The following is a 26,119-nucleotide window of genomic DNA, read 5'->3' as shown; positions in this document are numbered from 1 at the left end:
GGATCATATCGCGTACTGAGTAATAGTCATTGGTGGTTATCGCGATTGGGGAGATAAGGTCGGCCGGCCTGACTGCACCACTGGGTGTCCCTGCAGGCATCCCCTTCGCATAACAAGACGGACACTGCCATGTCACATGCTCTCAGCCTTTCGCCCAGTAACACCTTGCCATCCGACGGCCTGCGCGGAACCCTCGTCGGCCGGGCCTGGCTGCCCGGAGAGCACGCGGGGCCTGCGCCTATCCTGCTACGTGAAGATGGCGTCTACGATCTTTCCACTCTCGCGCCGACTCTCAGCGGGCTGTTCGAGCGCGAGCAGTTGTTGGCCAGCCTGGCGAGCGTTGGCGGCAGCCCGTTGTGCAGCGTCGAGGCATTGCTGTGCAACAGCGGCGCTGATTTCAATCCACAGCTGCCCAGCCTGCTGGCGCCGGCCGATCTGCAAGTGCTCAAGGCTGCCGGCGTCACCTTCGCGTCCAGCATGGTCGAGCGTGTGATCGAGGAGCGCGCCGGTGGCGACGCCAGCCTGGCCGAAGGTGTGCGAGCCAAGGTCAGGCAGGTACTGGGCGACGATTTCGCCAGCATCAAGCCGGGCTCGGAGAAGGCCCAGCAGGTCAAGGTGCTATTGCAGGAGCAGGGCCTGTGGTCGCAGTACCTGGAAGTCGGCATCGGCCCGGATGCCGAGATTTTCACCAAGGCCCCGGTACTGGCTGCCGTTGGCAGCGGGGCGGAGATCGGCATTCATCCCGGCTCGGTGTGGAACAATCCGGAGCCGGAGGTCGTGCTGGCCGTCAACAGCCGGGGCGAGGTGCTGGGCGCGACCCTCGGTAACGACGTCAACCTGCGCGACTTCGAAGGCCGCAGCGCACTGCTGCTGAGCAAGGCCAAGGACAACAATGCCTCCTGCGCCATCGGTCCGTTCATCCGCCTGTTCGACGACACGTTCGACATCGACGATGTCCGCAATACCGTGGTGCGTCTGCGCGTCGAAGGTGATGACGGTTATGTGTTGCAGGGCAGCAGTTCGATGGACAAGATCAGCCGCGATCCGCTGGATCTGGTGGAGCAGGCGCTCAACCGCAATCACCAGTACCCGGATGGCTTCCTGTTGTTCCTCGGCACCCTGTTCGCCCCAACTGAAGACCGTGATGCCCCTGGCGCCGGTTTCACCCACAAGCTCGCTGATCGCGTGATCATCAGCAGCGAGCAGTTGGGCACCCTGCACAACCGCGTCAACCACAGCGACAAGGCTCCGGTATGGCAGTTCGGCCTCAACGCCTTGATGACCAATCTGGCTGCACGCGGCCTGCTCTAGGCGCCTGCCTGCGGGGGTGAGGTTCTCTGTGGGAGGGGCTTTAGCCGCGACAGGGCGCAAAAAGCTCGCGGCTAAAGCCCCTCCTACGAGTGCCACCACGCCATTCGTCGTTGGAATGGTGGACAAAAAGAGCGTTAGCTACGCGCCCCGATCCGCCCCGCAACCAACTGTCAGGGCGTGTCCTGCGCTGAGGTGAGCTGTGCCATGAACAGGCGACTGATCGAGGACAGACTCACGCCGCGCCGGGTGATCAGCTGATACGGCTCGCTGCGGCTCTTCAGTTGCAGCGGCAGGATGCAGGTCATGCCGAAACCGGTGCAGAAGCGCGCCACGTCTGTAGACAGCAGGGCGACCAGTTCCGGGTTCTTCTGCAGCAGCGACAGGGTGGTGAAGGCCGACGTGGTTTCCAGCAGGTGCAACGGGAAGCGTAGCCCCGCCTGCTGGAATTCCCGCTCCAGTGAAAGGCGCATCGGCATGTTGGCCGAGTAGACCACCCAGCGGCTGTCAGCCAGGTCGGCCAGTTCCAGTTGCGCGCGGCCGGCCAGCGGATGATCACGGTTGGCGACCACGGCTAGGGTTTCGTCACGCACGTCGATGCAGTCGTATTGCTCCGGCTGGCGGCTGATGCTGGTGCGACAGATCGCCAAATCCAGACGGCCCTGGTCGAGCAGGCTGAGCAATCGCGCACTGGTGTCTTCGACGATTTCCACCGACAGATCCGGGTGCGCTTCCAGCAGCCGGGTCAGCGCATCCGTCATAAATGGCACTGCGCCCATGATCACGCCGACCGACAGCCGTCCGCCGTGGCCCTGGAGAATCCCCAGCATTTCCTCGCGCAGATGGGTCAGGTCGGTCTGGATCAGCTTGGCATAGCGAATTGCGCAATGCCCCAGCTCGTTGGCCTCCAGGCCGCGGTTGGTGCGTACGAAAAGCGGCGCGCCCAGCGTGGTCTCTATTTCCTGCAGGGCCTTGGTTGCTCCGGGTTGGCTGATCGAGACCAGTTCCGCGGCCTTGATCAACGAGCCCTGCTCGCCAAGGGCGATCAGCAGACGCAGTTGGCGGAAGCGCAGGCGGGAAAAAATGGAGGACACCGATGGCAGCATATATAGCTTTCCCTTATAGCAGTATCAGCGCCTCTCATTAGTCAGGAGCGCTTCTATCTCATAGTTTGCCTGGGCGGCAAGGCTATCTGTGAGAATGTCCGAGTGATCTTACTCGACGTTTTCCGCTGCCTGCTATTACAAAAAACAAAGCAGAGGCTTCCCATGGCACTTATCAACTACCTTACCCAAGTCCAGTTCGGCTATGACGCCCTCGGCCAGTTGGCTGCCGAGTGTCAGCGCATTGGTATCACTCGGCCCTTTATCGTCACCGATACCGGGGTGCGTGCTGCAGGTATCGTCGACAAGGTGCTGGCGCAACTGGCCGAGCCCGCCGTTGCCGAGGTATTCGACCAGACGCCGCCGAATCCGAATGAAGGTGTGGTGCGTGCTGCGGCTGCGCGTTATCGCGATGGCGGCTTCGACGGCATCATCGCGGTAGGTGGCGGTTCTTCCATCGACCTGGCCAAGGGTGTTGCCGTATGTGGCACCCATGAAGGCCCGCTGAAGCAGTTTGCCGTCATCGAAGGTGGGCTGACCCGCATCACCGCCGCCACCGCGCCGGTGATCGCCATCCCCACCACCGCCGGCACCGGCAGCGAAGTCGGTCGTGGCGCCATCCTGATTCTCGATGATGGGCGCAAGGTCGGCGTCATCTCGCCCTACCTGATCCCGCGTTCGGCGATCTGCGATCCCGAACTGACCCTCGGCTTGCCGGCGCAACTGACCGCTGCCACGGGCATGGATGCCATCGCCCACTGCCTGGAAACCTTCATGGCGCCGGCGTTCAACCCACCCGCCGACGGCATCGCCCTGGATGGCCTGTGGCGCGCCTGGCGGCACATCGAGCGTGCAACCCGTACCCCCGGAGATCGCGAGGCGCGGCTGAACATGATGAGCGCCTCGATGCAGGGCGCCCTGGCGTTCCAGAAGGGCCTGGGTTGCGTGCACAGCCTCAGTCACGCACTTGGCGGCATCAACCCAAGGTTGCACCACGGCACCCTCAACGCGGTATTCCTGCCTGCGGTTATTGCCTTCAACGCGCAGTCCGACTCGGTGCGCGACGAGCAGAAGCTGCAACGCATCGCTCAGGCTATGGGGTTGGGTAGCGCGGAGGAAATCATCCCGGCGATCCGTGAGATGAACCGTCGTCTCGGCATGCCTTCGGGCCTGGCGGAAATGGGCGTGGACGAGTCGCTGTTCCCGGCAATCATCGAAGGTGCGCTGGTCGACCATAGCCACAAGACCAACCCGCGGGTGGCGAGTGCCGAGGACTACGCCGAGTTGCTGCGTCAGTCGTTGTAAGTGCGCTGATGGCGTGGCCGAGGCTGTGGCATTGGTGGCGCAATGCTAGAGAGGCGTCGGCCTTCCGCCAGCTGCCATGACCTTCGCGGACAAGTCCGCTCCAGCAGTAAACGCAGGTGCAGCGGCTTGCATCGTGGGAGCGGACTTGTCCGCGAATGCTCTCCTGATGCGGCTGTGGGCAGTGCCTTTCAGGCATCTTCCAACAGCGTGTCCAGCTCGTTGCGCAGGAGCTCCAGCAATTGTGCTGCCAAAGGCGACAGGTTGGTGCCGCTGCGATGGATGATCGAGCACGGTTCGTTACGCGACTGCAGCGATAGTGGCAAGCGGCGCAGCAGACCGAAGCCTTCGCTGGAGCAGGCGATGGAGTGGGGCATCACCGCCACCAGCTGCGGGTCTTCCTGCAGCAGGCTGAGCATGGTGAAGGTCGAGGAAGTTTCCAGCGGGTTGCGTGGAAACTCCAGGCCGGCTTCGCCGAATTCACGCTCCAGCACCGTGCGCATCGGTGTGCCGGTCGGGTAGACCACCCAGCTGTAGGCGCTCAGGTCGGCCAACTGCAGCCCCGGGTTGTTCTGCTGCGGATGCTGCGGGGCTGCGACCAGCGCCAGGCGCTCGGCATGCAGGCTCAGACACTCGTAGGCGTCCGGATGCTGGCTGCCACTGGTGCGGGCGATGGCCAGATCCAGGCGGCCTTCATCGAGCAGCTTGAGCAGTCGCGGGCTGATGTCCTCGACGATCTGCACGGAAATATCCGGCTGCGCCTGGCGCAGGCGGGTGAGGGCGCGCAGGACCAGCGGCACCGAGCCGGCGATGGTGCCCACTGCCAGGTGACCACCATGGCCCTGGAGGATGCCCTGCATCTCGTCGTGCAGGTGTGCCAGGTCGTTGTGGATAAGGCGCGCGTAGCGGATCACGCAGCGGCCCATGTCATTGGCCTGCAGGCCTTGGGCCGTGCGTATGAACAGGGGCGTGCCGAAGGTGGTTTCGATCTCGTGCAGTGCCTTGGTAGCACCCGGCTGGCTGATGGCGATGCGCTCGGCTGCACGGTGCAGGGTGCCCAACTCGTCGAGGGCGATCAGCAGGCGCAACTGGCGAATACGCAGGCGCGAAACGATGTAGTTGAGTGGCTGCAACATAGGGGGATGACGAAAAGTTATCACCTAATCAGAAGCTTTCATTAGGCAGCACTGCGGGCAATTTTTAAAGTGCTAGCCAAGCAACGCCGCTGCGTCGGCGCAAGAACAACCGGACAAGAACAACAGGAGTAGCGCAATGCGGTTGATTCAGTTTGAGAACGAACAGGGCCAGCGCCAGGTTGGCGTCGTCGGTGACGCGCGCATCAGCGTGGTCAAGGGCGTTGCCACTACCCGTGAGCTGGCGTTGCAGGCGATCCGCAACGGCCATGGCCTGATCGCCGAGATCGAGCGCCTGGGTGTCGAGCAGGGCCCGCTCTACGCCGAACTGATCGAGCAGAAGCGTCTGCTGGCTCCGCTGGATCACAGCGATCCGGCTCACTGCCTGATCTCCGGTACCGGTCTGACCCATCTGGGTAGCGCCTCCACGCGCGACAAGATGCACCAGCAGGTGGAAGCACAGCAGGCCGAAGGCAAGCTCACCGACACCATGCAGATGTTCCAGTGGGGTATGGCCGGCGGTCGCCCGGCTGCAGGCAACGAAGGCGCACAGCCGGAGTGGTTCTACAAGGGGGACGGCAGCATCGTGGTTCGCCCCGGTGAGGACTTCCCGGTACCCGACTTCGCCGAGGACTTCGGTGAAGAGCCGGAGCTGACCGGCCTCTACGTGGTTGGCGACGATGGCCAGCCGTATCGCATCGGCTTCGCGCTGGGCAACGAGTTTTCCGACCACGTGGTCGAGCGCAAGAACTATCTCTACCTGGCCCACTCGAAGCTGCGTTTCTGCTCCTTCGGTCCGGAGATGCTGATCGGTGAGCTGCCGCGCCACCTGTCCGGCATCAGCCGTATCCGGCGTGGCGACCAGGTGTTGTGGGAGAAGGAGTTCCTCTCCGGCGAGGACAACATGTGCCACAGCTTGGAGAACCTCGAGTACCACCACTTCAAGTACCGCCAGTTCCTGCGTCCCGGCGATGTGCATGTGCACTTCTTCGGCACCGCGACCCTGTCGTTCGCTGACGGTATCAAGGCGCAACCTGGGGATACTTTCGAGGTCAGCCTCGATGCCCTAGGTGAGCCGCTGCGCAACGGTATCAGCGTGCATGCCCCTGCCGTGAAGATCGGTGGTGTACGTCAGCTGTAAGGATCTGCCAGGCCCGGCAGCACTGCTGTCGGGTCGAAATTCCGCTCGGCGGATTCGGATTACGCCCTCACAAGGGGACGAATGCCGAAGTTATCACTTATCATACGTCTGACAACTGCATTGCCAGTTGCCAATCCCTGGCCCAAAAAGCCGGGGCCTCATTCATTTTCATTGTCCCTGGCGGCGATCCCGTCGCCCCACCTGACAGGAGAACGCCATGCTGAGTCTGACTGGCCACAATTACATCGGCGGTGAGCGCCGCGCCGCCGGCACCGTCGTGCACAAGAGCCTCGACGCCAGCAGCGGTGAAGCGCTGCCCTACACCTTCATCCAGGCCACAGCCGAAGAAGTCGACGCTGCTGCCCAGGCTGCCGCCGCCGCTTACCCGATTTACCGCAACCTGTCGGCCGAGCGCCGCGCCGAGTTCCTCGACGCCATCGCTGACGAACTCGATGCCCTCGGTGATGAGTTCGTCGCCCTGGTCACTCGCGAAACCGCGCTGCCTGCCGGCCGCATCCAGGGCGAACGTGGTCGTACAAGTGGCCAGATGCGCCTGTTCGCCAAGGTGCTGCGCCGTGGTGACTTCTACGGCGCGCGTATCGACCGCGCCCTGCCAGATCGCCAGCCGCTGCCGCGTCCGGATCTGCGCCAGTACCAGATCGGCGTAGGCCCGATCGCCGTGTTCGGTGCCAGCAACTTCCCGCTGGCCTTCTCCACCGCTGGTGGCGATACCGCTTCGGCCCTGGCTGCCGGCTGCCCGGTGGTGTTCAAGGCGCACAGCGGCCACATGGCCACCGCTGAGTGCGTGGCTGATGCGATCATCCGCGCCGCCGAGAAAACCGGCATGCCGAAAGGCGTGTTCAACATGATCTTCGGTTCCGGTGTCGGCGAAGCGCTGGTCAAGCACCCGGCCATCCAGGGCGTGGGCTTCACCGGTTCGCTGAAAGGCGGCCGTGCCCTGTGCGACCTGGCCGCTGCCCGTCCGCAGCCGATCCCGGTGTTCGCCGAGATGTCCAGCGTCAACCCGGTGGTCATCCTGCCGGGCGCCCTGCAGGCCCGTGGCGCCACCATCGCCAAGGATCTGGCTGCCTCCGTGGTGCTGGGTTGCGGTCAGTTCTGCACCAACCCGGGCCTGGTCATCGGCATTCGCAGCGCCGAGTTCAGCGACTTCGTCGCCGGCCTGGCCGACGCCATCGGCGCACAACCGGCACAGACCATGCTCAACGCCGGCACCTTGCGCAGCTACACCAGCGGCGTTGCGCAGCTCAAAGGCCATGCAAAAGTCAGCCATCTGGCAGGCAACGAGCAGGCCGGCAACCAGGCGCAACCGCAGTTGTTCAAGGCCGACGTGAGCATGCTGCTCGAAGGCGACCACCTGTTGCAGGAAGAAGTCTTCGGCCCGACCACCATCGTCGTCGAAGTCGCCGACAGCACCGAGCTGACCCGTGCCCTGCAGAGCATGCACGGCCAGTTGACCGCGACCCTGATCGCCGAGCGTGAAGACCTCGCCACCTTCCGCGACTTGCTGCCGCTGCTGGAAGTCAAAGCCGGCCGCATACTGCTCAACGGTTACCCGACCGGTGTGGAAGTCTGCGACTCCATGGTCCATGGCGGCCCGTACCCGGCGACTTCCGACGCTCGCGGTACTTCGGTCGGCACCCTGGCGATCCAACGCTTCCTGCGTCCGGTGTGCTACCAGAACTACCCGGACGAGGTGCTCCCCGAAGCCCTGCAGGACGCCAACCCGCTGGGCATTCAGCGCCTGGTGGACGGCGTTGCCAGTCGCGCGGCACTGAACTAGGCCGTAACGGCCAGCCAAACGATGCTGCGCCAGCCATGGTGCGGCGTTGTCAGTGGCGGCGCCTGCGCGCCGCCGATTCCCCACCTGTCGAAGATAAGAATAAAGAGATGACAATGCTCATGCGCCATACCCCCCTGTTCGTTGCCTGCAGCCTGGCCGCCGGAATCGCCGCGCTACCCGGCGTCACCCACGCCGCCGGTTTCGTCGAAGACACCAAGGTCACCCTCGGCCTGCGCAACTACTACTTCAACCGCAACTTCCTCAACCACACCGGCCCGCAGGTGCAAGGCGACGACCAGGGCCAGGCCGCCGAGTGGACGCAGAGCTTCATCCTCGACGCCCGATCCGGCTTCACCCAGGGCACCGTCGGCTTCGGCCTCGACCTGCTCGGCCTGTACTCGGTCAAGCTCGACGGCGGCAAGGGCACCATCGGCAGCCAGCTGCTGCCGGTCCACGGCACCGGCAACGAGCGCCACGCCCCGGACGACTTCGGCCGCACCGCGGTGGCCGCCAAGGCGAAGCTGTCCAAAACCGAGCTGAAGGTCGGCGAGTGGTTCGCCGTGCTGCCGATCCTCCGCGCCGACGACGGCCGCTCCCTGCCGCAGACCTTCCAGGGCGCCCAGCTGACCTCCAACGAGATCGACGGCCTGACCCTCTACGGTGGCCAGTTCTGGAAGAACAGCCAGCGCAACGACGCCAGCCGCGAAGAGATGACTTTTGGCGGTGTCGAGGGCGACGACTTCAACTTCGCCGGCGGCGAACACCGCTTCAACGCCAACAACACCCTGCTCGGCGTCTGGCACGCGCGCCTGGAAGACGTCTACCAGCAGAGCTACGTGCAGCTGACCCACAGCCAGCCGGTGGGCGACTGGGTGCTGGGCGCCAACCTCGGCTACTTCGACGGCAAGGACGAAGGCGCGGCCAAGGCCGGCAAGCTGGACAACAAGGTCTACCAGGGCGCGTTCACCGCCAGGACCGGCAACAACAGCTTCATGCTCGCCTACCAGCATCTGGACGGCGACAGCAAGTTCCTGCGCATCGACGGCACCAGCGGCGGCACCCTGGTCAACGACGGCTTCACCAACAGCTACGACAACCCCGAAGAGCGTTCCTGGCAGATCCGCCACGACTACAACTTCGCCGGCCTCGGCATCCCCGGCCTGACCCTGATGAACCGCTACGTCAGCGGCTCCAACATCCACGCCGGCGGCCGCACCGACGCCGAGGAGTGGGGCCGCGAGTCCGAGCTGGCCTACACCATCCAGGAAGGCAGCCTGAAGAACCTCAGCGTGCGCTGGCGCAACTCCGACGTGCGTCGCGACGTCGGCATGGACCTGCAGGAGAACCGTCTGATCATCAACTACCCGCTGTCGATCCTGTAACGCCCGACGCGCCAGCGCGTCCGCTTGTCTCCATGTGTGTACGGCACTTTGCGCCCGTCCTTGCGACGGGCTTTTTCCTAATGGGCAGAGGGCTTTCAGCTCTATGCGCCGGCCAGCGACTGAATGCGGCCCGCTGGCGAGGGTTCAGGGCCTGTGCTTGGCCATGTGCTGCAGATAGCCAAGCAACTCGCTCAGCTCCCGCTCGCTCAGCACCGCTTCGCTGAACCCCGGCATCCTTCCCTGCGGCCACTTGCGCAGGCTCTGCGGGTCGCGGATGTACAGGCGCAGGAACGCCTCGCCGAGGTATTCGGTGGGGTTGTGCGGGATATTCAGGTCGGGGCCGAAGGCGGAGTCGCCGGCGCCGTTGAGGCGGTGGCAGGCCAGGCAGTGTTTCTGGAACTGGGCGAAGCCGGCCTGCACCTCGGCGCTGGCCTCGGCGGCCGGCAGCAGGGCGGGGAAGCGTTGCGCCACCGGCGCCAGTTGGCGGATGCGCGATACCTGGAACGGCCATTGCTCCGGGCCGATCTGGCTGGCGGCCGGGTCGCTCCAGACCAGGTAGAAGGGGCCGGCGCTGGGTTTGCCTGTGCCCAGCGGCGGCCAGGGCTGGGCCGGGTCTTCCACCGCCAGCCAGGCCTTGGCGCCCTGGCTGGCGAGCAGGCTGGCGGCCGGCAGCTCGGCGGCGAAACCGTCCAGGGCCACGGCCTGCAGGTGGTCGCCCGGCGCGATGCCATCGAGCAGGGCGCTCAGCGGCACGGCGCGGTAGCGCATGGCGCGCTTGTAGCTGACGTCCTCGGCGATCTCCACGCTCTGCGCCTGCGGGTGGGCGAGCAGTTCGGCGGTGTGCCAGGTGCGCTCGCCGCTGCCGAGCTGGATATGCAGTTCGGCGGCCTGGGCGGTGCCGAGCAAAAAGAGGGCGAGCAGGGGCGCGAGTGCGTTCAAACCTGGGGCTCCGTCATGGGTTGAGGCGTCGTGTCGATGCCACCCTAGCACAATTGCCCGCGCCGCCTCGGTGGTCTAGCATGCGTCCTTTTGATTGGCGGGAGAGCCCCATGCTGGCCGAGTTGTTCGCTGTTCTGGCCCCGGTGCTGATCGCCGCCGGCATCGGTTATGGCTGGGCGCGCAAGGGGCATGCCTACCCGACCGATTTCGTCGCGCGCATGGTGCTCAATATCGGCACGCCCTGCCTGGTGCTGTCGACCCTCAGCCGCGCCGAGCTGGACAGCGCCGCTTTCGCCGAGATGGCCCAGGCCTGCGTGCTGGTGACCCTGGGCATGGGCCTGATCGGCCTGCTGCTGAGCCGTCTGTTCGCCATCGACTGGAAGGTGCTGGTGCCGGCCTACCTGTTCCCCAACTCCGGCAACATGGGCTTGCCGATGGCGCTGTTCGCCTTCGGCGAGCCGGGTTTGGCGCTGGCGGTGGCGTTCTTCCTGGTGCTCTCGGTGGGGCATTTCAGCCTGGGCATGCTGCTGTCGGGCGCCGAGCGCTCGCTCAAGGGCCTGCTGGTCAACCCGATCATGATCAGCCTGGCGCTGGTATTGCCGGTGTTGCTGCTCGACCTGCAGTTGCCGCGCTGGCTGGCCAATACCGTCGACCTGCTCGGCGGCATGACCATCCCGCTGATGCTGATCACCCTCGGCGTGTCGCTGGCCAGCATCCGCGTGCAGCATATCGGCAGCGGCCTGCTGCTGGGGCTGCTGCGCATCCTCTGCGGCGCCGCGCTGGCCTGGGCCATCGGCTGGCTGCTGGCGCTGCCGCCGCTGGTGCATGCGGTGCTGGTGCTGCAGTCGTCGATGCCGGTGGCGGTGTTCAACTACCTGTTCGCCGTGCGCGCCGGACGCTCGCCCGAGCAGGTGGCCAGCCTGGTGCTGTGCTCGACTCTGTTGGCGTTCGCGCTGATTCCGCTGCTGTTGGCGTGGTGGATGCCCGCACTGCGCTGAGCGCGCCACGGCGACAGCGCGCGTGCGGGGTGGTTGACGAGTTCAGCTGACCAGACGGGTCAGGTTGGGAAGGATCAGGACGACCGCCGTGGCGAAGAGAATTACGCCGGCCTGGCGGTATTTCGGCTGTTTGAACATGGCCGCATGCCTTTTGTTGTTATTGGTGTGGCGTCGGATGCCCGCGATAGCGCACTGCGGGCTGCAGCGTCACGCCTTAGCGTGGTCTGACTCACCGCCCCGGCATGACCCGGCGGCGGTTCCCTGCGCCCGTTTCGCGACGGGTGCAGGAATAACTCTAGGGCTGGCGTCACAGATCCTTTAGATGACTTGGTTGCTAGCAGCGAGCTGCTAGGAATTTCGGGCTATGCATGGCCTCTGGCCATGCACCAGCGAGCCCGGAGGCAGACGCCTCGCCTGGGCTTCGCCGGCGCGTGCGGAGTAAACGACCGTTCGTCTGAGCTCAGCGGTCAATGGGCCTGAGCGCTTCGGTCATTGAGCGCTTGGCGCCTGGCGCTATGGTAGGGAGGCTCAATAAGAACAGGCGCTGCCGAGCGCCGCACGACCCTCGAGGACGCCATGACCGAAGCATATATTTTCGACGCGGTGCGCACGCCCCGCGGCAAGGGCAAGAAGGACGGCGCGCTGTACAGCGTCAAGCCCGTCAACCTGATCGCCGGCCTGCTCGGCGCGCTGCAAGCGCGCAACGAGCTGGACACCAGCCAGGTCGACGACATCGTCCTCGGCTGCGTGACCCCGGTGGGCGACCAGGGCGCCGATATCGCCAAGACCGCGGCGATGGTCGCCGACTGGGACGTCAGCGTCGCCGGCGTGCAGCTCAACCGCTTCTGCGCCTCGGGCCTGGAGGCGGTGAACATGGGCGCGATGAAGGTGCGCTCGGGCTTCGAGGACCTGGTGGTGGTCGGCGGCGTGGAGTCGATGTCGCGCATTCCCATGGGCTCGGACGGCGGTGCCTGGGTGATGGACCCGGAAACCAATATCCACACCAATTTCGTGCCGCAGGGCATCGGCGCCGACCTGATCGCCACCCTGGAAGGCTTCAGTCGCGCCGATGTCGACGCCTTCGCCCTGCGCTCGCAGCACAAGGCCGCGCGCGCCAGCAAAGACGGCTCGTTCAACAAGTCGCTGATCCCGGTGACTGACCAGAACGGCATCGTGCTGCTCGACCACGACGAATTTATCCGCGGCGATTCCACCCTCGAAGGCCTGGGCAAGCTCAAGCCGAGCTTCGAGATGATGGGCCAGATGGGCTTCGACGCCACCGCGTTGCGCGTCTACAGCCATGTCGAGCGCATCGAGCACGTGCACACCCCGGGCAACAGTTCCGGCATCGTCGACGGCGCCGCGCTGATGCTGATCGGCTCCGCGGCCAAGGGCAAGGAGCTGGGCCTCAAGCCGCGCGCACGCATCGTCGCCACCGCGGTGACCAGCACCGACCCGACCATCATGCTCACCGGCCCGGCGCCGGCCACGCGCAAGGCCCTGGCCAAGGCCGGGTTGGCCATCGACGACATCGATCTGTTCGAGGTCAACGAGGCCTTCGCTTCGGTGGTGATGAAATTTATGAAGGACATGGGCGTTGCCGAGGACAAGGTCAACGTCAACGGCGGCTCCATCGCCATGGGGCACCCGCTGGGCGCCACCGGCTGCGCCATCCTCGGCACCTTGCTCGACGAGCTGGAGAAGCGCCAGCTGCGCTACGGCCTGGCCACGCTCTGCGTCGGCGGCGGCATGGGCATCGCAACGATCATCGAAAGAGTTTGAGGCGGAGATAAGAAAAATGACTGACGCCATCCGTTACGAAAAGGGCCAGGACAATATCGTCGTCCTGACCATCGATATGCCCGGCCAGAGCGCCAACACCATGAACGCGGTGTACCGCGAGGCCATGGGCCAGACCGTCGCGCGCCTGGAGGCCGAGAAGGACGCCATCGCCGGGGTGATCATCACCTCGGCGAAGAAGACCTTCTTCGCCGGCGGCGACTTGGGCGAGCTGATCAAGGTCACCCAGGCCGACGCCAAGCCGTTCTACGACATGGTCCTGGGCATCAAGGGCCAGCTGCGCCGCCTGGAGACCCTGGGCAAGCCGGTGGTCGCCGCGATCAACGGCGCCGCCCTGGGCGGCGGCTGGGAAATCTGCCTGGCCTGCCACCATCGTATCGCCCTGGACAATTCCAGCGTGCAGCTGGGCCTGCCGGAAGTGACCCTGGGCCTGCTGCCGGGCGGTGGCGGCGTGGTACGCATGGTGCGCCTGCTCGGCCTGGAGAAGGCGCTGCCGTACCTGGCCGAAGGCAAGAAGGTGCGCCCGGATGCGGCGCTCAAGGCCGGCCTGATTCACGATATCGCCACCACCCCGGACGAGATGCTGGCCAAGGCCCGCGCCTGGATTGCCGCCAACCCGAGCGCCAAGCAGCCGTGGGACGTGCAGGGCTACAAGATTCCCGGCGGTACGCCGAGTTCGCCGAATGTCGCGCAGATGCTGGCCATCGCCCCGAGCGTGCTGCGCGACAAGACCAAGGGCTGCTTCCCGGCGCCGGAGAAGATCATGTGCGCCGCCGTCGAGGGTGCGCAGGTCGACTTCGACACCGCGCAGATCATCGAGGCACGCTACTTCACCGAGCTGACCTGCGGCCGGGTGGCGAAGAACATGATCGGCACCTTCTGGTTCCAGCTCAACCAGATCAACGCCGGCAGCTCGCGCCCGCAGGGCATCGCGCAATACGTAACCAAGAAGGTCGGCGTGCTCGGCGCCGGCATGATGGGCGCGGGCATCGCCTATGTGTCGGCGGCCGCCGGCATCGAGGTGGTGCTCAAGGACCTGTCCATCGAGGCGGCGGAGAAGGGCAAGGCCTACTCGGCCAAGCTGCTCGACAAGAAGGTTAGTCGCGGCCAGATGACGGCCGAGAAGCGCGATGCCTTCCTCGCCCGGATCAAACCGACTGCCAGCGACGCTGACCTTGAAGGCTGCGACCTGATCATCGAGGCAGTGTTCGAGGATCGCGGCCTGAAGGCCAAGGTCAACGTCTCCGCCGAGGCCACCGCGCTGCCGGATGCGGTGATCGCCTCCAACACCTCGACCCTGCCGATCACTGGCCTGGCGACTGCAGTTCAGCGTCCGGACAAATTTATCGGCCTGCACTTCTTCAGCCCGGTGGACAAGATGCCGCTGGTGGAGATCATCAAGGGCGCCAAGACCAGCGACGAGACCCTGGCCCGTGGCTTCGACTACGTGCTGCAGATCAAGAAGACCCCGATCGTGGTCGAGGATAGCCGCGGCTTCTTCACCTCGCGGGTGTTCGGCACCTTCACCAACGAGGGCATCGCCATGCTCGGCGAGGGTGTGAGCGCGGCGATGATCGAGGCCGAGGCGCGCAAGGCCGGCATGCCGGTGGGCCCGCTGGCGATCAGCGACGAAGTGTCGCTGAGCCTGATGGAGCATATCCGCCAGCAGACCGTGGCGGACCTGGCCGCCGAGGGCAAGCGCATTCCCGAGCACCCGGCGTTCGCCGTGATCGACCTGATGCTCAAGGAATACAAGCGCCCGGGCAAGGCCGCCGGTGGTGGCTTCTACGAGTACCCGGAAGGCGGCAAGAAGCACCTGTGGCCGCAGCTCAAGGCGCGCTTCGAGAAGGCCGACGCGCAGATCTCCCAGGAGGACGTGCGTGACCGCATCCTATTTATTCAGGCGATCGAGACGGTGCGTTGCGTGGAGGAGGGCGTATTGAAGTCGGTGGCCGACGCCAATATCGGCTCGATCTTCGGCATCGGCTTCGCCGCCTGGACCGGTGGCGCGCTGCAGTTCATCAACCAGTACGGGGTGCAGGACTTCGTCGCCCGCGCCCAGTACCTGGCCGAGCAGTATGGCGAGCGCTTCCTGCCGCCGGCGCTGTTGCTGGAGAAAGCTTCCAGGAGCGAGAGGTTCTGACTGGTAAAAGCGGCCTGCGATTAGCGCTTCTCGGGAGAGTCGACGGGCATTGTAGGGTGCGCCGTGCGCACCGCTTATGGAGGAGTCTCAGCCTCGTAGCGAAATGCTCTCGGTGCGCACGGCGCACCCTGCTCGGGATGCCCTGGTAGGGTGTATGCGCACCGAGGTGTCGCTGCTATGTCTGAATAAGAAACGGCCCGCAAGGGCCGTTTTTATTGGCTGGCCGGATCAATCTTCCAGCTGGTCGCGGGTGACCTGGCCGCTCTTGCCGTCGATGCGGAACTCGTAGAGCCGGCCGTCCTGCTTCAGGCCTTCGCCTTCCCAGTAGCCGTTGTCGTCGGCCTCGATCTTGTGCAGCTCGGTGTAGCCGGCCGCGCGGGCCTTGCTCAGGGCATCTTCGATGCTGATCCAGTCGCTGCCGGGAGGATCCGCCAGGGCGTTGCCGGCCAGCAGCAGGCCGCCGGCGAGCAGGGTGATCAGGTTGCGTGTGGGCATCGTGCGGTTTCCTCTGTCCGTGGAAGCAGGCGCCGGATGGCGCGCGTCCTGAGTCTAGTCCAGGCCGTCTGCATCAGGCAGCCTGGCACCAACCTCGAACCGCTTCGTGGATCGCGAGTATTTCGCTGTGGCGGGTCGGCATGCGCAGGGTCAGCATGCTGCCGTCGTCCAGTTGCAGGGCGGCTTCGCTTTCGAACTGCAGGCGGTGCCCGTCGAATCGGGCATAGGTGACGCCGTAGGCGTCCAGGCTGAGCTGGCTGGGCATGACGGCGGCCTCAGCGAACGCTGGGTTTGTCCGCCGGAGCGGGGCGGGGGGCGCTGCTGCCGTGATAGGCGGTGGCGGCGAACAGGCTGGCGAGGGCGGCGTAACGGCTCATGGCATTGTCCTTCTGGGCAAGTGGGCGGGGGCCCGATGCCGCGATCATCCGGCAGACGCGCGGACGACAGAAGTCAAAGGCATTTATGGTGACTATCGAGCGTGCTGATAAAGCCGCGCACGAAAAACGGAAGTGATAAGTTGTGCGGGAAAGTTATACGAGGGCGGGTGTTATATATAGAAATAAAGTTGTCGCGAGTGGCAACTTTATAAGTAAAGGCGAACATCCCTGTTCGCCCTTTTCGCTCAGCGGGTGGCCAGGGCGTAGTTGCTCTGCATCCAGCTCTGGTGATGTTCTTCGCTGCGGCTCATCGACCACTTGGTCAGGGCCAGCATGGCCAGGGCGCCGCCGACGATCATCAGCGGGTAGGCGGCCATCAGCTCGACCAGCGAATACTTCCAGGCCAGCGGGCGGCCAACGCCGAGCAGGGCGGCATAGAACCAGGACACGCCGGACAGCGCACCGGAGAAGATCGCCAGGTTACGCATGCTCACCGGCAGCTTGAGCAGCGAACCGGTCTTCTGCAGGGCCGGCAGTACCAGGCTGTGCAGCACCACGCCGTTGATGGTCAGCAGCACGACAATGCTGATCTTGGCCTGCAACTTGGGGTTGAGGAAGTACTGCATGCCGGCGCTGGAGGCGTCCAGGGCGATGATGGCGAGGCCGCTGATCCAGAGCACGAGGAGCGAGAGACCCACCACGTTCTTCAGATGTTCCAGATGTTCGCTGCACTGCTTGGCGCCTTCGCCCTTGAGCAGTTGCTTGACCATGGCGATGTCGCTGGTGAGCACCAGCCCGACTGCCACGCAGCAGGCGATCAGGTGAACGTAGACTATCCCTAGACGCATCAGCTCCATGGTTTCCTTTTGCTGCAGTGCCGAAATCAGAAAAGTGTAAAGATCCATGGGGTACCTCGTGTTCTGCAATTAATAAGTAAAAGATGTACGTGCACCTGAACTTGCTAAGTTGGTGCCGACTCGGATTTATTCGATTAATAAATGTCGCTTGTCACGGTTCTGCTAGTTATGAGTTGCAGAAGTTCTCCTGTGTCTGGGCAATAACCAACCACCGACGCAATCTCTTGCGGTCAAGGAATCTTCCAGATTCAGGGGGGAGTGTGGAGTTCGGGGTGGGCCGAATGCCCAAGCCGGGGGAGGGGCCCACGACTGTAGGAACAATGGTAAAGGCCATAGTTCAATTTTTGAGCAGCCGTTCGTCGACTTTGGCCCCCGGCGCTGTGATCTGCTGAGCATTTTTTGACCAGAAAGCCCATTCTGGTTGCGTCTGCCGCTTTCCCGGCGCCGTTGAGTCGACGCGACGGGCGGTATCGAATCCTCGATAGGTGCCGAACGTTCCGTAAAATTTTCTTGACGATGGGCGAAGCGGTTCCGGTCGTCGAGGACGGCGTCGATATCCCGCCCCTTGAGCGGCAACGCTATTTCCTTGGGCAGGTTCATATGTTAAGAAAAACGCACAAATCACCCTCCCTCGGCGTTCACCTCAGGAAACCTCATGTCACTGCGTATTTGCATCCTGGAAACTGACATCCTCCGCCCCGAACTGGTCGACCAGTACCAGGGCTACGGCCGCATGTTCGAGCAGCTGTTCGCCCAGCAGCCGGTTGCCGCGCAGTTCAGTGTCTACAACGTGGTGGAGGGGCATTACCCGCCGGACAGCGAGCAGTTCGACGCCTACCTGGTGACCGGCAGCAAGGCCGACTCCTTCGGCGCCGAGCCCTGGATTCAGGCCCTCAAGACCTACCTGCTGGAGCGCTACCAGCGTGGCGACAAGCTGCTCGGCATCTGCTTCGGTCATCAGCTGCTGGCGCTGCTGCTCGGCGGCAAGGCCGAGCGTGCGGAGCAGGGCTGGGGCGTCGGTGTGCACAGCTACCGTCTGGAGAACCAGCCGGCCTGGATGAGCCCGGCGCTGGACGAGCTGCAACTGCTGATCAGCCATCAGGACCAGGTCACCCGCCTACCGGAGAAGGCCACGCTGCTGGCCACCAGCGACTTCTGCCCGATCGGCGCCTACCACATCGAGGATCAGGTGCTGTGTTTCCAGGGCCACCCCGAGTTCGTCCACGACTACTCCAAGGCGCTGCTCGACCTGCGTCAGCAGCATCTCGGCGAGCAGGTCTACCAGCAGGGGGTGGAGAGCCTGAAGCATCACCAGCAGGGCAGTACTGTGGCCGAATGGATGATGCGCTTCGTCGCCCAGGGCAAGCAGGCCAAGGCCTGAGTCCTCGCCCCGGCAACCTGAAAAACCCCGGCACAAGGCCGGGGCTTCGATCAACGCGAGGCGTTTGCCGTCAGAGGAAGGCGAACTTGGCGATAAAGATCACGCACAGCACGTACAGGCTTACCGACACCTTGTCGCGCTGACCGGTCAGCAGCTTCAGCGTGGCGTAGGTGAGGAAGCCCAGGGCGATGCCGTTGGCGATGGAGAAGGTCAGCGGCATCATCACCACGGTGACGATGGCCGGGATGGTGTCGGTGTGGTCCTTCCAGTCGATATGGGCCATGCCACTCATCATCAGCATCGCCACGTAGATCAACGCGCCGGCGGTGGCGTAGGCGGGGATCATGCCGGCCAGCGGGGCGAAGAACATCGCCGCGAGGAACAGCACGCCCACGGCCACGGCGGTCAAGCCGGTGCGGCCGCCGGCGGCCACGCCCGAGGCGCTCTCCACGTAACTGGTCACCGGCGGGCAGCCGACCACGGCGCCGACCACGCTGGAGGTGGAGTCGGCCTTGAGCGCGCGCGACAGGTTCTGGATCTTGCCGTCCTCGTCCACCAGGTTGGCGCGATGGGCCACACCCATCAGGGTGCCGGCGGTGTCGAACATGTTCACGAAGAGGAAGGCGAGGATCACGCTGATCATGGCCACGTTGAACGCGCCGGCGATGTCCATGGCCAGGAAGGTCGGCGCCAGGCTCGGCGGCATCGACACCAGGCCGCCGTACTCCACCAGACCCAGGGCCCAGCCCAGGGCGGTGACACCGAGCATGCTGAAGAGGATGGCGCCGAACACGTTGCGGTGGCTGAGTACGGCGATCAGCAGGAAGCACACGGCGGCGAGCAGGGCGTTGGGGTTGCCGAACGAGCCCATGGTCAGCAGGGTGGCCGGGCTGTCGACGACTATGCCGGCGGTCTTCAGGCCGATCAGGCCGAGGAACAGGCCGACCCCGGCGCCCATGGCGAAGCGCAGGCTCATGGGGATGCTGTTGAGCAGCCACTCGCGGATCTTCGACAGGCTCATGATCATGAACAGCACGCCGGAGATGAATACTGCGCCGAGGGCGATCTGCCAGCTGTAGCCCATCTCGCCGACCACGGTGTAGGTGAAGAAGGCGTTGAGGCCCATGCCCGGCGCCAGGCCCACCGGCCAGTTGGCGTACAGGCCCATGAGGAAGCAGCCCAGCGCCGCGCCGATGCAGGTGGCGACGAAGGCCGCGCCGTGGTCGACGCCGGCACCGGCCATGATGTTGGGGTTGACGAAGATGATGTAGGCCATGGTGACGAAGGTCGTCAGGCCGGCCAGCAACTCGGTTTTGATGGTGGTGCGGTGCTCGGTCAGCTTGAAGAAACGGTCGAGCAGACCGGTCCTTGCCAGTTGAGACGCCTGTTGTTCTTGTTTGACGCTTTCCACAGCGGGTACTCCTCATCTCTCTTGTTGTGTACCGCCCAGAGCCTTGCGCGAGGACAGCGGCTCTCTGAGGCAGGCGGTGCGTTCGCGGTGCTTCCTGGCTAAGTTGTTGACCGAGCGGTCAAGAAGTCACTCAGGCGCGATTATGCTGTTGTATACAAAAAATGCAATTAATGTTTTTAATGTTGCATAAATCGCACCCTAGGCCGTGTTTGCCACGAGAACGGGCGCAATTGGCGACAATGACTGTCGCCGATTTTTAGAAAACCCATGTAAAACAGTTAGATAGGATTTTGTGTGACGCCGTGCTCGGCATCGCGATCAAGGTCTTCGGGCAGGGGAAGATGCCTGGTTAGCCGGTAATGGCCTGAGAAATGCCGGCTATATAAGGAAAGAATTTGAGCCGGTCCGCCGTTCGTCGTATTCACCCGGTTGAGCCAGAAACGAGGTGGTCATACAGCTCTGGTGCATCGGTTGGTTGAATTGTGTACAATTGGCCTAATTTTTTTCCGATGATTCTTCTTCCGGCGCTTGTCAGCCACCGGGTAGAACACAGTAGAGTCGCAGTGTCGCCGACTCTCATTGACGCGAGCCAGAATGAACGATCAATTGCAGCCCCTCAAGAAGCAGCCGCGCACCGGCAAAAGCAGCCGCAGCGGGACTCAGGACGATGTCGTATACGCCCATATCTTCGATGCCATTCTCGAACAGCGCCTGGCGCCCGGCACCAAGCTGAGCGAAGAGGCGCTGGGCGAGATCTTCGGCGTCAGCCGCACCATCATTCGTCGCGCGCTGTCGCGCCTGGCCCACGAGGGCGTGGTGCTGTTGCGGCCGAATCGCGGTGCGGTGGTCGCCAGCCCCAGTGTCGAGGAAGCGCGGCAGATCTTCTATGCGCGCCGTTTGGTCGAGCGCGCCATCACCGAGCTGGCCGTCGAGCACGCCACGGCCGAGCAACTGGCCGAGCTGCGGCAGATGGTCAAGGACGAGCAGGACAGCTTCTCCCGCGGCGATCGCGGTGCCGGCATCCGCCTGTCCGGCGAGTTCCACCTCAAGCTGGCCGAGGCTGCGCGCAATGCGCCGCTGGTCAGCTTCCAGCGCAGCCTGGTGTCGCAGACCTCGCTGATCATCGCCCAGTACGAAAGCGGCAGCCGCTCGCATTGCTCCTACGACGAGCACAATCAGCTGATCGACGCCATCGAGGCGCGCGACGCGGCCCGCGCGGTGCACCTGATGATGCACCACATGGACCATATCGACAGCAAGCTCAACCTGGACGAGGAAAGCGCCTCGGACGATCTGCACGCGGTGTTCTCGCACCTGCTGCAGACCAAGAAGAAGTCCGGGCGTAGCGCCGCCAACCGCTGATTCGTTGCGTGTAATCAAGAAAGCCCCGCTGCGCGAGCATCGGGGCTTTTTCGTTCGTAGCGAATCCCTGACGTAGGGTGCGCCGTGCGCACCAACTTATCACCGCCGACCTGACCTTGGGGTGTCGCCACCTAGGTCGCGCGCACCAACCATTTCCTCGTGGCCGTGGTGCGCGCGGCGCACCCTACGGTTAGCGCTGATGCACCGATACACCGGCGGCGAAGGTTTCCTTCACGGCGCGATCATCGCCGAGCATGGTCAGGGCGAACAGACGTTCCTCCAGGCTCTTGGCCTGCTGCATGCGGTAGCTGATCAGCGGCGTGGCGTTGTAGTCCAGCACCAGGAAGTCGGCGTCCTTGCCGGGCAGGAAGTTGCCCAGTTTGTCGTCCAGGTACAGCGCATTGGCGCCGCCCAGGGTGGCCAGGTACAGCGACTTGAACGGGTCGAGCTTGTTGCCCTGCAGCTGCATCACCTTGTACGCCTCGTTCAGCGATTGCAGCTGGCTGAAGCTGGTGCCGGCGCCGACGTCGGTACCCAGGCCGACGCGCACGCCATGCGCTTCCAGCTTGTTCAGGTCGAACAGGCCACTGCCGAGGAACAGGTTGGAGGTGGGGCAGAAGGCCACCGCCGAGCCGGTTTCGGCCAGGCGCTTGCACTCCTCGTCGCACAGGTGCACGCCATGGGCGAACACCGCGCGTGGGCCGATCAGCTTGTGGTGGTCGTAGACGTCCAGGTAGCCCTTGCGCTCGGGGAACAGCGCCTTGACCCACTCGATCTCCTTGCGGTTCTCGGACAGGTGGGTGTGCATATACAGGTTGGGATATTCCTGAAGCAGCTTGCCGGCCAGCTCCAGTTGCTCCGGCGTGCTGGTCGGGGCGAAGCGCGGGGTGACCGCATAGTGCAGGCGGCCCTTGCCGTGCCAACGCTCGATCAGTGCCTTGCTCTCGGCGTAGCCGGATTCGGCAGTGTCGGTCAGGTAGTCCGGGGCGTTGCGATCCATCAGCACCTTGCCGGCGATCATGCGCAGGTTGAGCTTGTCGGCCTGCTCGAAGAAGGCGTCTACCGACTGCGGGTGCACGCTGCCGAACACCAGGGCGGTGGTGGTGCCGTTACGCAGCAGTTCCTTGAGGAAGATCGCCGCCACATCGCTGGCATGGGCCTTGTCGGCGAACTGCCGCTCGGTGGGGAAGGTGTAGGTGTTGAGCCAGTCCAGCAGTTGCTCGCCGTAGGAGGCGATCATGCCGGTCTGCGGGTAGTGGATGTGGGTGTCGATGAAACCGGGGGTGACCAGCGCGTCACGGTAGTGCTGGACCTCGACGCCAGCCAGCTTGGGCAGCAACTCGGCAGCAGCGCCAACCTGGGCGACCTTGCCATTTTCGATCAGCAGTATGCCGTCCTCGAAATACTGGTAGGACTGCTCGACGCCAACCACGGCCGGGTCGGCGAGGCTGTGCAGGATGGCGGCGCGGTAGGCTTTGGTGTTGGTAGTCATCTATTACGTCTCGATTGGGCGGGCAGTGCGTAGGGGGCGCTGTGCGCACCACTGGCAATGCGGTGTTATTGGTGCGCGCGGCGCACCCTACTGGGCGCGGCGCGAATTCGTCGTGCGCACGGCCTAGGCGGCCCCGCGACACCCTAGGATCTCGGCCCGTAGGGTGCGCCGTGCGCACCGAGAGTCAGGACCGGCGCGAGGCCGGCAGCAGCTTGGCGACGCTGGATTCGCCCTTCTTCACGTCCTGACCAAAGCTTGCGTTGTAGGTGGCGATCACCTCGCCGGCGATGGACACGGCAATCTCCACCGGCAGCTTGCCTTTCACCTCGGCTAGGCCCATGGGGCAGCGCATGCGCGCCATCAGGGATTCCTCGAAGCCGCGTTCGCGCAGGCGATGCTCGAACTTGACGCGCTTGGTCTTCGAGCCGATCAGGCCGTAGTAGGCGAAGTCGCCGCGTTTGAGGATCGCCGCGGTCAGCTCCAGATCGAGCTGGTGATTGTGGGTCATGACGATGTAGTAACTGCCGGGCGGCATGTTCTCCACCTCGTCGACTACTTCGTCATTGACGATCTTCTCCACGCCGGCGGGGATATGCTCGGGAAATTCGTTCTCCCGCGAGTCGATCCAGCGCACCTTGCACGGCAGACTGGCGAGTAGCGGCACCAGCGCGCGACCGACATGGCCGGCGCCGAACACGGCGATCTGCGCCTGTGGTTGACCCATGGGTTCGAACAGCAGCACGGTGGCGCCGCCGCAGCACTGGCCCAGGCTGGCGCCGAGGGAGAAGCGCTCCAGGCGGGTGTCCTGGCTGCGGCTGGCGAGCATCTCGCGGGCCATTTCCATGGCCTTGTATTCCAGATGGCCGCCGCCGATGGTCTCGAAGATGCGCTCGGCGGTGACCACCATCTTCGAGCCGGCATTACGCGGCGTCGAGCCGCGTTCCTCGATGATGGTCACCAGCACGCAGGCTTCACCTTTTTGCTGCAGCTCGGCGAGGGCACTGATCCAGCTCATTTGCTCAGCCTCCAGGAAGGCGTGGTCTGTCCCGGGCGCGGCAGGCGCCAGTTGCTCGGCGAAGGGTCGAGAATCGGCACCGGAGCCGGGCGAGCGGGGCGGTTATTCGGTTCGGTGTGTTTTGTCATTGTTGTACACCTGTTTCGTCGAAAGACGGTTCTCATATCTGTGGGAGGCGCTTTAGCGGCGATAGTCGCGGCTAAAGCCCCTCCCACGGCAGCCTGAGGCTGTATCGGCGTCAGGCCGGCTCGACCTCGGCAGCGCTGGCAGCCTTGGCCGCGGCCTTCAGCTTGCGCATCTGCTCCACACCCCAGAGTACGCGCTCAGGCGTGGCCGGGGCGTCGATCTGCGGTTGCACCTTGTAGTCGGCCAGGCTGGCCACGGCGTCCTTGAGGGCGCACCAGGCGGCGATGCCGAGCATGAACGGCGGCTCGCCGACGGCCTTGGAGTGGAACACGGTGTCTTCCGGGTTCTTGCGGTTTTCCACCAGCTTCACGCGCAGGTCGATGGGCATGTCGGCAATGGCCGGGATCTTGTAGCTGGCCGGGCCGTTGGTCATCAGCTTGCCCTTGGCGTTCCACACCAACTCTTCCATGGTCAGCCAGCCCATGCCCTGGACGAAGGCGCCCTCGACCTGGCCGATGTCGATGGCCGGGTTCAGCGAGTCGCCGACGTCATGCAGGATGTCGCCGCGCAGCATGCGGTATTCGCCGGTCAGGGTGTCGACCAGCACTTCCACGCAGGCCACGCCGTAGGCGTAGTAGTAGAAGGGGCGGCCGGCTGCCTTGTCGCGATCGTAGTAAATCTTCGGGGTGCGGTAGAAGCCGGTCGACGACAGCGAGACCTGGCCGAAGTAGGCCTTCTGGATCATCTCTTCGAACGACAGGAAGTGCTCGCGCACGCGCACCTGGCCGTTGCGGAATTCGACGTCTTCCGGGGTGACCTTGTACTCGCGCACCAGGAAGTCGACCAGGCGCTGCTTGATGGTCTCGGCCGCGTTCTTCGCCGCCATGCCGTTGAGGTCGGCGCCGCTGCTTGCTGCGGTCGGCGAGGTGTTGGGCACCTTGTCGGTGTTGGTGGCGGTGATCTGGATGCGCTCGATATCGACCTGGAACACCTCGGCCACCACCTGCGCGACCTTGGTGTTGAGGCCCTGGCCCATCTCGGTGCCGCCGTGGTTCAGGTGGATCGAACCGTCGGTGTAGATATGGATCAGCGCGCCGGCCTGGTTGAGGAAGGTGGCGGTGAAGCTAATGCCGAATTTCACCGGGGTCATGGCCAGGCCTTTCTTCAATACCGGGCTCTTGGCGTTGAAGGCGCGGATTTCTTCACGGCGCTTGGCGTACTCGCAGCTCTGCTCCAGCTCGGCGGTCATTTCGTGAATGACGTTGTGCTCGACGGTCTGGTGGTAGTGGGTGACGTTACGCTCGGTCTTGCCGTAGTAGTTGAGCTTGCGCACTTCCAGCGGGTCCTTGCCCAGGCTGCGGGCGACGGCGTCCATCACTTCCTCGATGGCGACCATGCCCTGCGGGCCGCCGAAGCCGCGGTAGGCGGTGTTCGACGCGGTGTTGGTCTTGCAGCGATGACCGTTGATGGTGGCGTTGCCGAGGAAGTAGGCGTTGTCCGAGTGGAACATGGCGCGGTCGACGATGGAGCCGGACAAATCCGGCGAGTAGCCGCAATTACCAGCCAGGTCCATCTCGATGCCGTGCAGCAGGCCATCTTCATCGAAGCCGACGTCGTACTCGACATAGAAGGGGTGACGCTTGCCGGTCATGCTCATGTCTTCCATGCGCGGCAGGCGCATCTTGGTCGGCCGGCCGGTGAGATGGGCGATGACTGCGCACAGGCACGCCGGGCCGGCGGCCTGGGTTTCCTTGCCGCCGAAACCGCCGCCCATGCGACGCATGTCGATGACGATCTTGTTCATCGGCACGCCGAGCACTTCGGCCACCAGCTTCTGCACCTCGGTGGGGTTCTGCGTCGAGGTGTAGACCAGCATGCCGCCGTCTTCAGTGGGCATTACCGAGGAAATCTGGGTTTCCAGGTAGAAGTGCTCCTGGCCGCCGATATGCAGGGTGCCCTGCAGGCGACGCGGGGCGCTGGCCAGCTTGCTGGCCGAGTCGCCGATGCGATGGGTGTGGCTGGCGAGCACGAAATGCTTCTTGCGGTAGGCCTCGACCACGTCGAGCACCGGCTCCAGGTCTTCGTATTCGACGATCGCGGCCATCGCTGCCTTGCGCGCGGTTTCCAGACTGTCGGCGGCTACCGCCAGCACGACCTGGCCAACGTACTCAACCTTGCCGTCGGCCAGCAGCGGGTCGCCGGCGACCACCGGGCCGATATCCAGCTGGCCGGGTACGTCGTCCTTGGTGATGGCGATGGCTACGCCCGGAAACTCGTAGCATGGGCGGGTGTCGATGCGCAGGATGCGCGCATGGGCGCGATCCGACTGGCGCGCGTAGACGTGCAATTGGTTGGGGAATTCCAGGCGGTCGTCGACATAGACCGCTTCGCCGGACACGTGCTTGTCCGCGCTCTCGTGCTTGACGCTGCGGCCGACGCCGCTGGTCATGCCGGCGCGGAACAGGGCGGCCAGCTCTTCCTGGGATTTGTGTTCGATATGACTGGACATCTTCGCCTCCAAAACTTCGCATGCCGCCGGGCGCGCCGGCGGCG

The 26,119-nt window shown here is 64.4% G+C and carries 20 protein-coding genes; 10 read left to right on the top strand and 10 right to left on the bottom strand.

What is annotated here, in order from left to right; all coding sequences use genetic code 11:
* Nucleotides 1-129: 129 nt before the first annotated feature.
* On the top strand, nucleotides 130-1,311 hold the full coding sequence (locus ACIGKL_RS18030) for a fumarylacetoacetate hydrolase family protein (RefSeq protein WP_397487835.1): 1,182 nt from the start codon (nucleotides 130-132) through the stop codon (nucleotides 1,309-1,311).
* Between the two features lie 170 nt (nucleotides 1,312-1,481).
* Here ACIGKL_RS18030 and ACIGKL_RS18025 read toward each other — a convergent pair whose 3' ends face one another.
* Entirely contained in the window at nucleotides 1,482-2,414 is a 933-nt protein-coding gene (locus tag ACIGKL_RS18025) for a LysR substrate-binding domain-containing protein (protein WP_397487834.1), read from the bottom strand.
* Between the two features lie 162 nt (nucleotides 2,415-2,576).
* Between ACIGKL_RS18025 and ACIGKL_RS18020 the strand changes: the two genes are divergently transcribed.
* Nucleotides 2,577-3,716, top strand: coding sequence for an iron-containing alcohol dehydrogenase (locus tag ACIGKL_RS18020; protein WP_397487833.1), 1,140 nt, complete (start codon nucleotides 2,577-2,579; stop codon nucleotides 3,714-3,716).
* Nucleotides 3,717-3,904: 188 nt separating this feature from the next.
* Here ACIGKL_RS18020 and ACIGKL_RS18015 read toward each other — a convergent pair whose 3' ends face one another.
* Nucleotides 3,905-4,849: a LysR family transcriptional regulator gene (locus tag ACIGKL_RS18015; RefSeq protein ID WP_209450909.1), complete on the bottom strand. Its 945-nt coding sequence runs from the start codon at nucleotides 4,847-4,849 to the stop codon at nucleotides 3,905-3,907.
* Nucleotides 4,850-4,985: 136 nt separating this feature from the next.
* Here ACIGKL_RS18015 and araD1 point away from each other — a divergent pair, with 136 nt between their 5' ends.
* From araD1 to ACIGKL_RS18000, 3 genes are all read left to right on the top strand, one after another.
* Nucleotides 4,986-5,987 (top strand): AraD1 family protein, encoded by a 1,002-nt coding sequence (gene araD1 / locus ACIGKL_RS18010; RefSeq protein WP_397487832.1) that lies wholly within the window; start codon nucleotides 4,986-4,988, stop codon nucleotides 5,985-5,987.
* A gap of 217 nt (nucleotides 5,988-6,204) precedes the next feature.
* On the top strand, nucleotides 6,205-7,788 hold the full coding sequence (locus ACIGKL_RS18005) for an aldehyde dehydrogenase (NADP(+)) (RefSeq protein WP_397487831.1): 1,584 nt from the start codon (nucleotides 6,205-6,207) through the stop codon (nucleotides 7,786-7,788).
* A 113-nt stretch (nucleotides 7,789-7,901) separates the two neighbouring features.
* Nucleotides 7,902-9,170, top strand: coding sequence for an OprD family porin (locus ACIGKL_RS18000; protein WP_397487830.1), 1,269 nt, complete (start codon nucleotides 7,902-7,904; stop codon nucleotides 9,168-9,170).
* A 144-nt stretch (nucleotides 9,171-9,314) separates the two neighbouring features.
* Here the strand turns inward: ACIGKL_RS18000 and ACIGKL_RS17995 are convergent, their stop codons facing one another.
* On the bottom strand, nucleotides 9,315-10,109 hold the full coding sequence (locus ACIGKL_RS17995) for a c-type cytochrome (protein WP_397487829.1): 795 nt from the start codon (nucleotides 10,107-10,109) through the stop codon (nucleotides 9,315-9,317).
* 110 nt (nucleotides 10,110-10,219) lie between these two features.
* Between ACIGKL_RS17995 and ACIGKL_RS17990 the strand changes: the two genes are divergently transcribed.
* From ACIGKL_RS17990 to ACIGKL_RS17980, 3 genes are all read left to right on the top strand, one after another.
* Nucleotides 10,220-11,107 (top strand): AEC family transporter, encoded by an 888-nt coding sequence (locus tag ACIGKL_RS17990; RefSeq protein ID WP_021441968.1) that lies wholly within the window; start codon nucleotides 10,220-10,222, stop codon nucleotides 11,105-11,107.
* Nucleotides 11,108-11,683: 576 nt separating this feature from the next.
* Nucleotides 11,684-12,889, top strand: coding sequence for an acetyl-CoA C-acetyltransferase (locus ACIGKL_RS17985; protein ID WP_397487828.1), 1,206 nt, complete (start codon nucleotides 11,684-11,686; stop codon nucleotides 12,887-12,889).
* A gap of 16 nt (nucleotides 12,890-12,905) precedes the next feature.
* Nucleotides 12,906-15,050 (top strand): 3-hydroxyacyl-CoA dehydrogenase NAD-binding domain-containing protein, encoded by a 2,145-nt coding sequence (locus ACIGKL_RS17980; RefSeq protein WP_397487827.1) that lies wholly within the window; start codon nucleotides 12,906-12,908, stop codon nucleotides 15,048-15,050.
* A gap of 228 nt (nucleotides 15,051-15,278) precedes the next feature.
* Here the strand turns inward: ACIGKL_RS17980 and ACIGKL_RS17975 are convergent, their stop codons facing one another.
* The 3 genes from ACIGKL_RS17975 to ACIGKL_RS17965 all read right to left on the bottom strand — a co-directional run bounded on the left by ACIGKL_RS17975 (nucleotide 15,279) and on the right by ACIGKL_RS17965 (nucleotide 16,827).
* On the bottom strand, nucleotides 15,279-15,545 hold the full coding sequence (locus tag ACIGKL_RS17975; RefSeq protein WP_397487826.1) for a PepSY domain-containing protein: 267 nt from the start codon (nucleotides 15,543-15,545) through the stop codon (nucleotides 15,279-15,281).
* 73 nt (nucleotides 15,546-15,618) lie between these two features.
* A complete protein-coding gene (ptrC, locus tag ACIGKL_RS17970; RefSeq protein ID WP_397487825.1) occupies nucleotides 15,619-15,810 on the bottom strand; it encodes a type III secretion system co-regulatory protein PtrC in 192 nt (63 codons plus the stop codon).
* Between the two features lie 357 nt (nucleotides 15,811-16,167).
* The gene (locus tag ACIGKL_RS17965) at nucleotides 16,168-16,827 is read right to left on the bottom strand and encodes a hypothetical protein (protein ID WP_397487824.1); all 660 of its coding nucleotides are present in this window, start codon (nucleotides 16,825-16,827) and stop codon (nucleotides 16,168-16,170) included.
* Between the two features lie 607 nt (nucleotides 16,828-17,434).
* Here ACIGKL_RS17965 and ACIGKL_RS17960 point away from each other — a divergent pair.
* Nucleotides 17,435-18,160, top strand: coding sequence for an amidotransferase (locus ACIGKL_RS17960; RefSeq protein ID WP_397487823.1), 726 nt, complete (start codon nucleotides 17,435-17,437; stop codon nucleotides 18,158-18,160).
* A 70-nt stretch (nucleotides 18,161-18,230) separates the two neighbouring features.
* On the opposite strand, the gene ACIGKL_RS17955 is transcribed toward ACIGKL_RS17960, so the two are convergent.
* The gene (locus ACIGKL_RS17955) at nucleotides 18,231-19,571 is read right to left on the bottom strand and encodes an NCS2 family permease (protein ID WP_397487822.1); all 1,341 of its coding nucleotides are present in this window, start codon (nucleotides 19,569-19,571) and stop codon (nucleotides 18,231-18,233) included.
* 594 nt (nucleotides 19,572-20,165) lie between these two features.
* Here ACIGKL_RS17955 and ACIGKL_RS17950 point away from each other — a divergent pair.
* Nucleotides 20,166-20,933 (top strand): GntR family transcriptional regulator, encoded by a 768-nt coding sequence (locus ACIGKL_RS17950; protein WP_397487821.1) that lies wholly within the window; start codon nucleotides 20,166-20,168, stop codon nucleotides 20,931-20,933.
* Nucleotides 20,934-21,123: 190 nt separating this feature from the next.
* Here the strand turns inward: ACIGKL_RS17950 and guaD are convergent, their stop codons facing one another.
* From guaD to xdhB, 3 genes are all read right to left on the bottom strand, one after another.
* Complete coding sequence (guaD, locus tag ACIGKL_RS17945) at nucleotides 21,124-22,425, bottom strand: guanine deaminase (RefSeq protein WP_397487820.1); 1,302 nt, start codon at nucleotides 22,423-22,425, stop codon at nucleotides 21,124-21,126.
* Nucleotides 22,426-22,609: 184 nt separating this feature from the next.
* On the bottom strand, nucleotides 22,610-23,440 hold the full coding sequence (gene xdhC, locus ACIGKL_RS17940) for a xanthine dehydrogenase accessory protein XdhC (RefSeq protein ID WP_397487819.1): 831 nt from the start codon (nucleotides 23,438-23,440) through the stop codon (nucleotides 22,610-22,612).
* 238 nt (nucleotides 23,441-23,678) lie between these two features.
* Nucleotides 23,679-26,075 carry a xanthine dehydrogenase molybdopterin binding subunit gene (gene xdhB / locus ACIGKL_RS17935; protein ID WP_397487818.1) on the bottom strand — a complete coding sequence of 799 codons (2,397 nt, stop codon included), beginning with the start codon at nucleotides 26,073-26,075 and terminating at the stop codon, nucleotides 23,679-23,681.
* Nucleotides 26,076-26,119 lie beyond the last annotated feature (44 nt).

It is taken from the genome of Pseudomonas sp. NPDC077186, assembly GCF_044543505.1.
Taxonomy (GTDB): Bacteria; Pseudomonadota; Gammaproteobacteria; order Pseudomonadales; family Pseudomonadaceae; genus Aquipseudomonas.
Note: the sequence above shows the minus strand (reverse complement) of the source record. Positions and strands in the feature narration are given on the sequence as shown.

Bases quoted from the DNA above. Each gene is read 5' to 3' on its own strand.
- ACIGKL_RS18025 (WP_397487834.1), bottom strand. From the start codon at position 2,414: ATGCTGCCATCGGTGTCCTCCATTTTTTCCCGCCTGCGCTTCCGCCAA.
- ACIGKL_RS17985 (WP_397487828.1), top strand. From the start codon at position 11,684: ATGACCGAAGCATATATTTTCGACGCGGTGCGCACGCCCCGCGGCAAG.
- araD1 (WP_397487832.1), top strand. From the start codon at position 4,986: ATGCGGTTGATTCAGTTTGAGAACGAACAGGGCCAGCGCCAGGTTGGC.
- ptrC (WP_397487825.1), bottom strand. From the start codon at position 15,810: ATGCCCAGCCAGCTCAGCCTGGACGCCTACGGCGTCACCTATGCCCGA.
- ACIGKL_RS18005 (WP_397487831.1), top strand. From the start codon at position 6,205: ATGCTGAGTCTGACTGGCCACAATTACATCGGCGGTGAGCGCCGCGCC.
- ACIGKL_RS17960 (WP_397487823.1), top strand. From the start codon at position 17,435: ATGTCACTGCGTATTTGCATCCTGGAAACTGACATCCTCCGCCCCGAA.
- xdhB (WP_397487818.1), bottom strand. From the start codon at position 26,075: ATGTCCAGTCATATCGAACACAAATCCCAGGAAGAGCTGGCCGCCCTG.
- ACIGKL_RS18020 (WP_397487833.1), top strand. From the start codon at position 2,577: ATGGCACTTATCAACTACCTTACCCAAGTCCAGTTCGGCTATGACGCC.
- ACIGKL_RS17965 (WP_397487824.1), bottom strand. From the start codon at position 16,827: ATGGATCTTTACACTTTTCTGATTTCGGCACTGCAGCAAAAGGAAACC.
- ACIGKL_RS18015 (WP_209450909.1), bottom strand. From the start codon at position 4,849: ATGTTGCAGCCACTCAACTACATCGTTTCGCGCCTGCGTATTCGCCAG.
- xdhC (WP_397487819.1), bottom strand. From the start codon at position 23,440: ATGAGCTGGATCAGTGCCCTCGCCGAGCTGCAGCAAAAAGGTGAAGCC.
- ACIGKL_RS18000 (WP_397487830.1), top strand. From the start codon at position 7,902: ATGCTCATGCGCCATACCCCCCTGTTCGTTGCCTGCAGCCTGGCCGCC.
- ACIGKL_RS18030 (WP_397487835.1), top strand. From the start codon at position 130: ATGTCACATGCTCTCAGCCTTTCGCCCAGTAACACCTTGCCATCCGAC.
- guaD (WP_397487820.1), bottom strand. From the start codon at position 22,425: ATGACTACCAACACCAAAGCCTACCGCGCCGCCATCCTGCACAGCCTC.
- ACIGKL_RS17990 (WP_021441968.1), top strand. From the start codon at position 10,220: ATGCTGGCCGAGTTGTTCGCTGTTCTGGCCCCGGTGCTGATCGCCGCC.
- ACIGKL_RS17975 (WP_397487826.1), bottom strand. From the start codon at position 15,545: ATGCCCACACGCAACCTGATCACCCTGCTCGCCGGCGGCCTGCTGCTG.
- ACIGKL_RS17950 (WP_397487821.1), top strand. From the start codon at position 20,166: ATGAACGATCAATTGCAGCCCCTCAAGAAGCAGCCGCGCACCGGCAAA.
- ACIGKL_RS17980 (WP_397487827.1), top strand. From the start codon at position 12,906: ATGACTGACGCCATCCGTTACGAAAAGGGCCAGGACAATATCGTCGTC.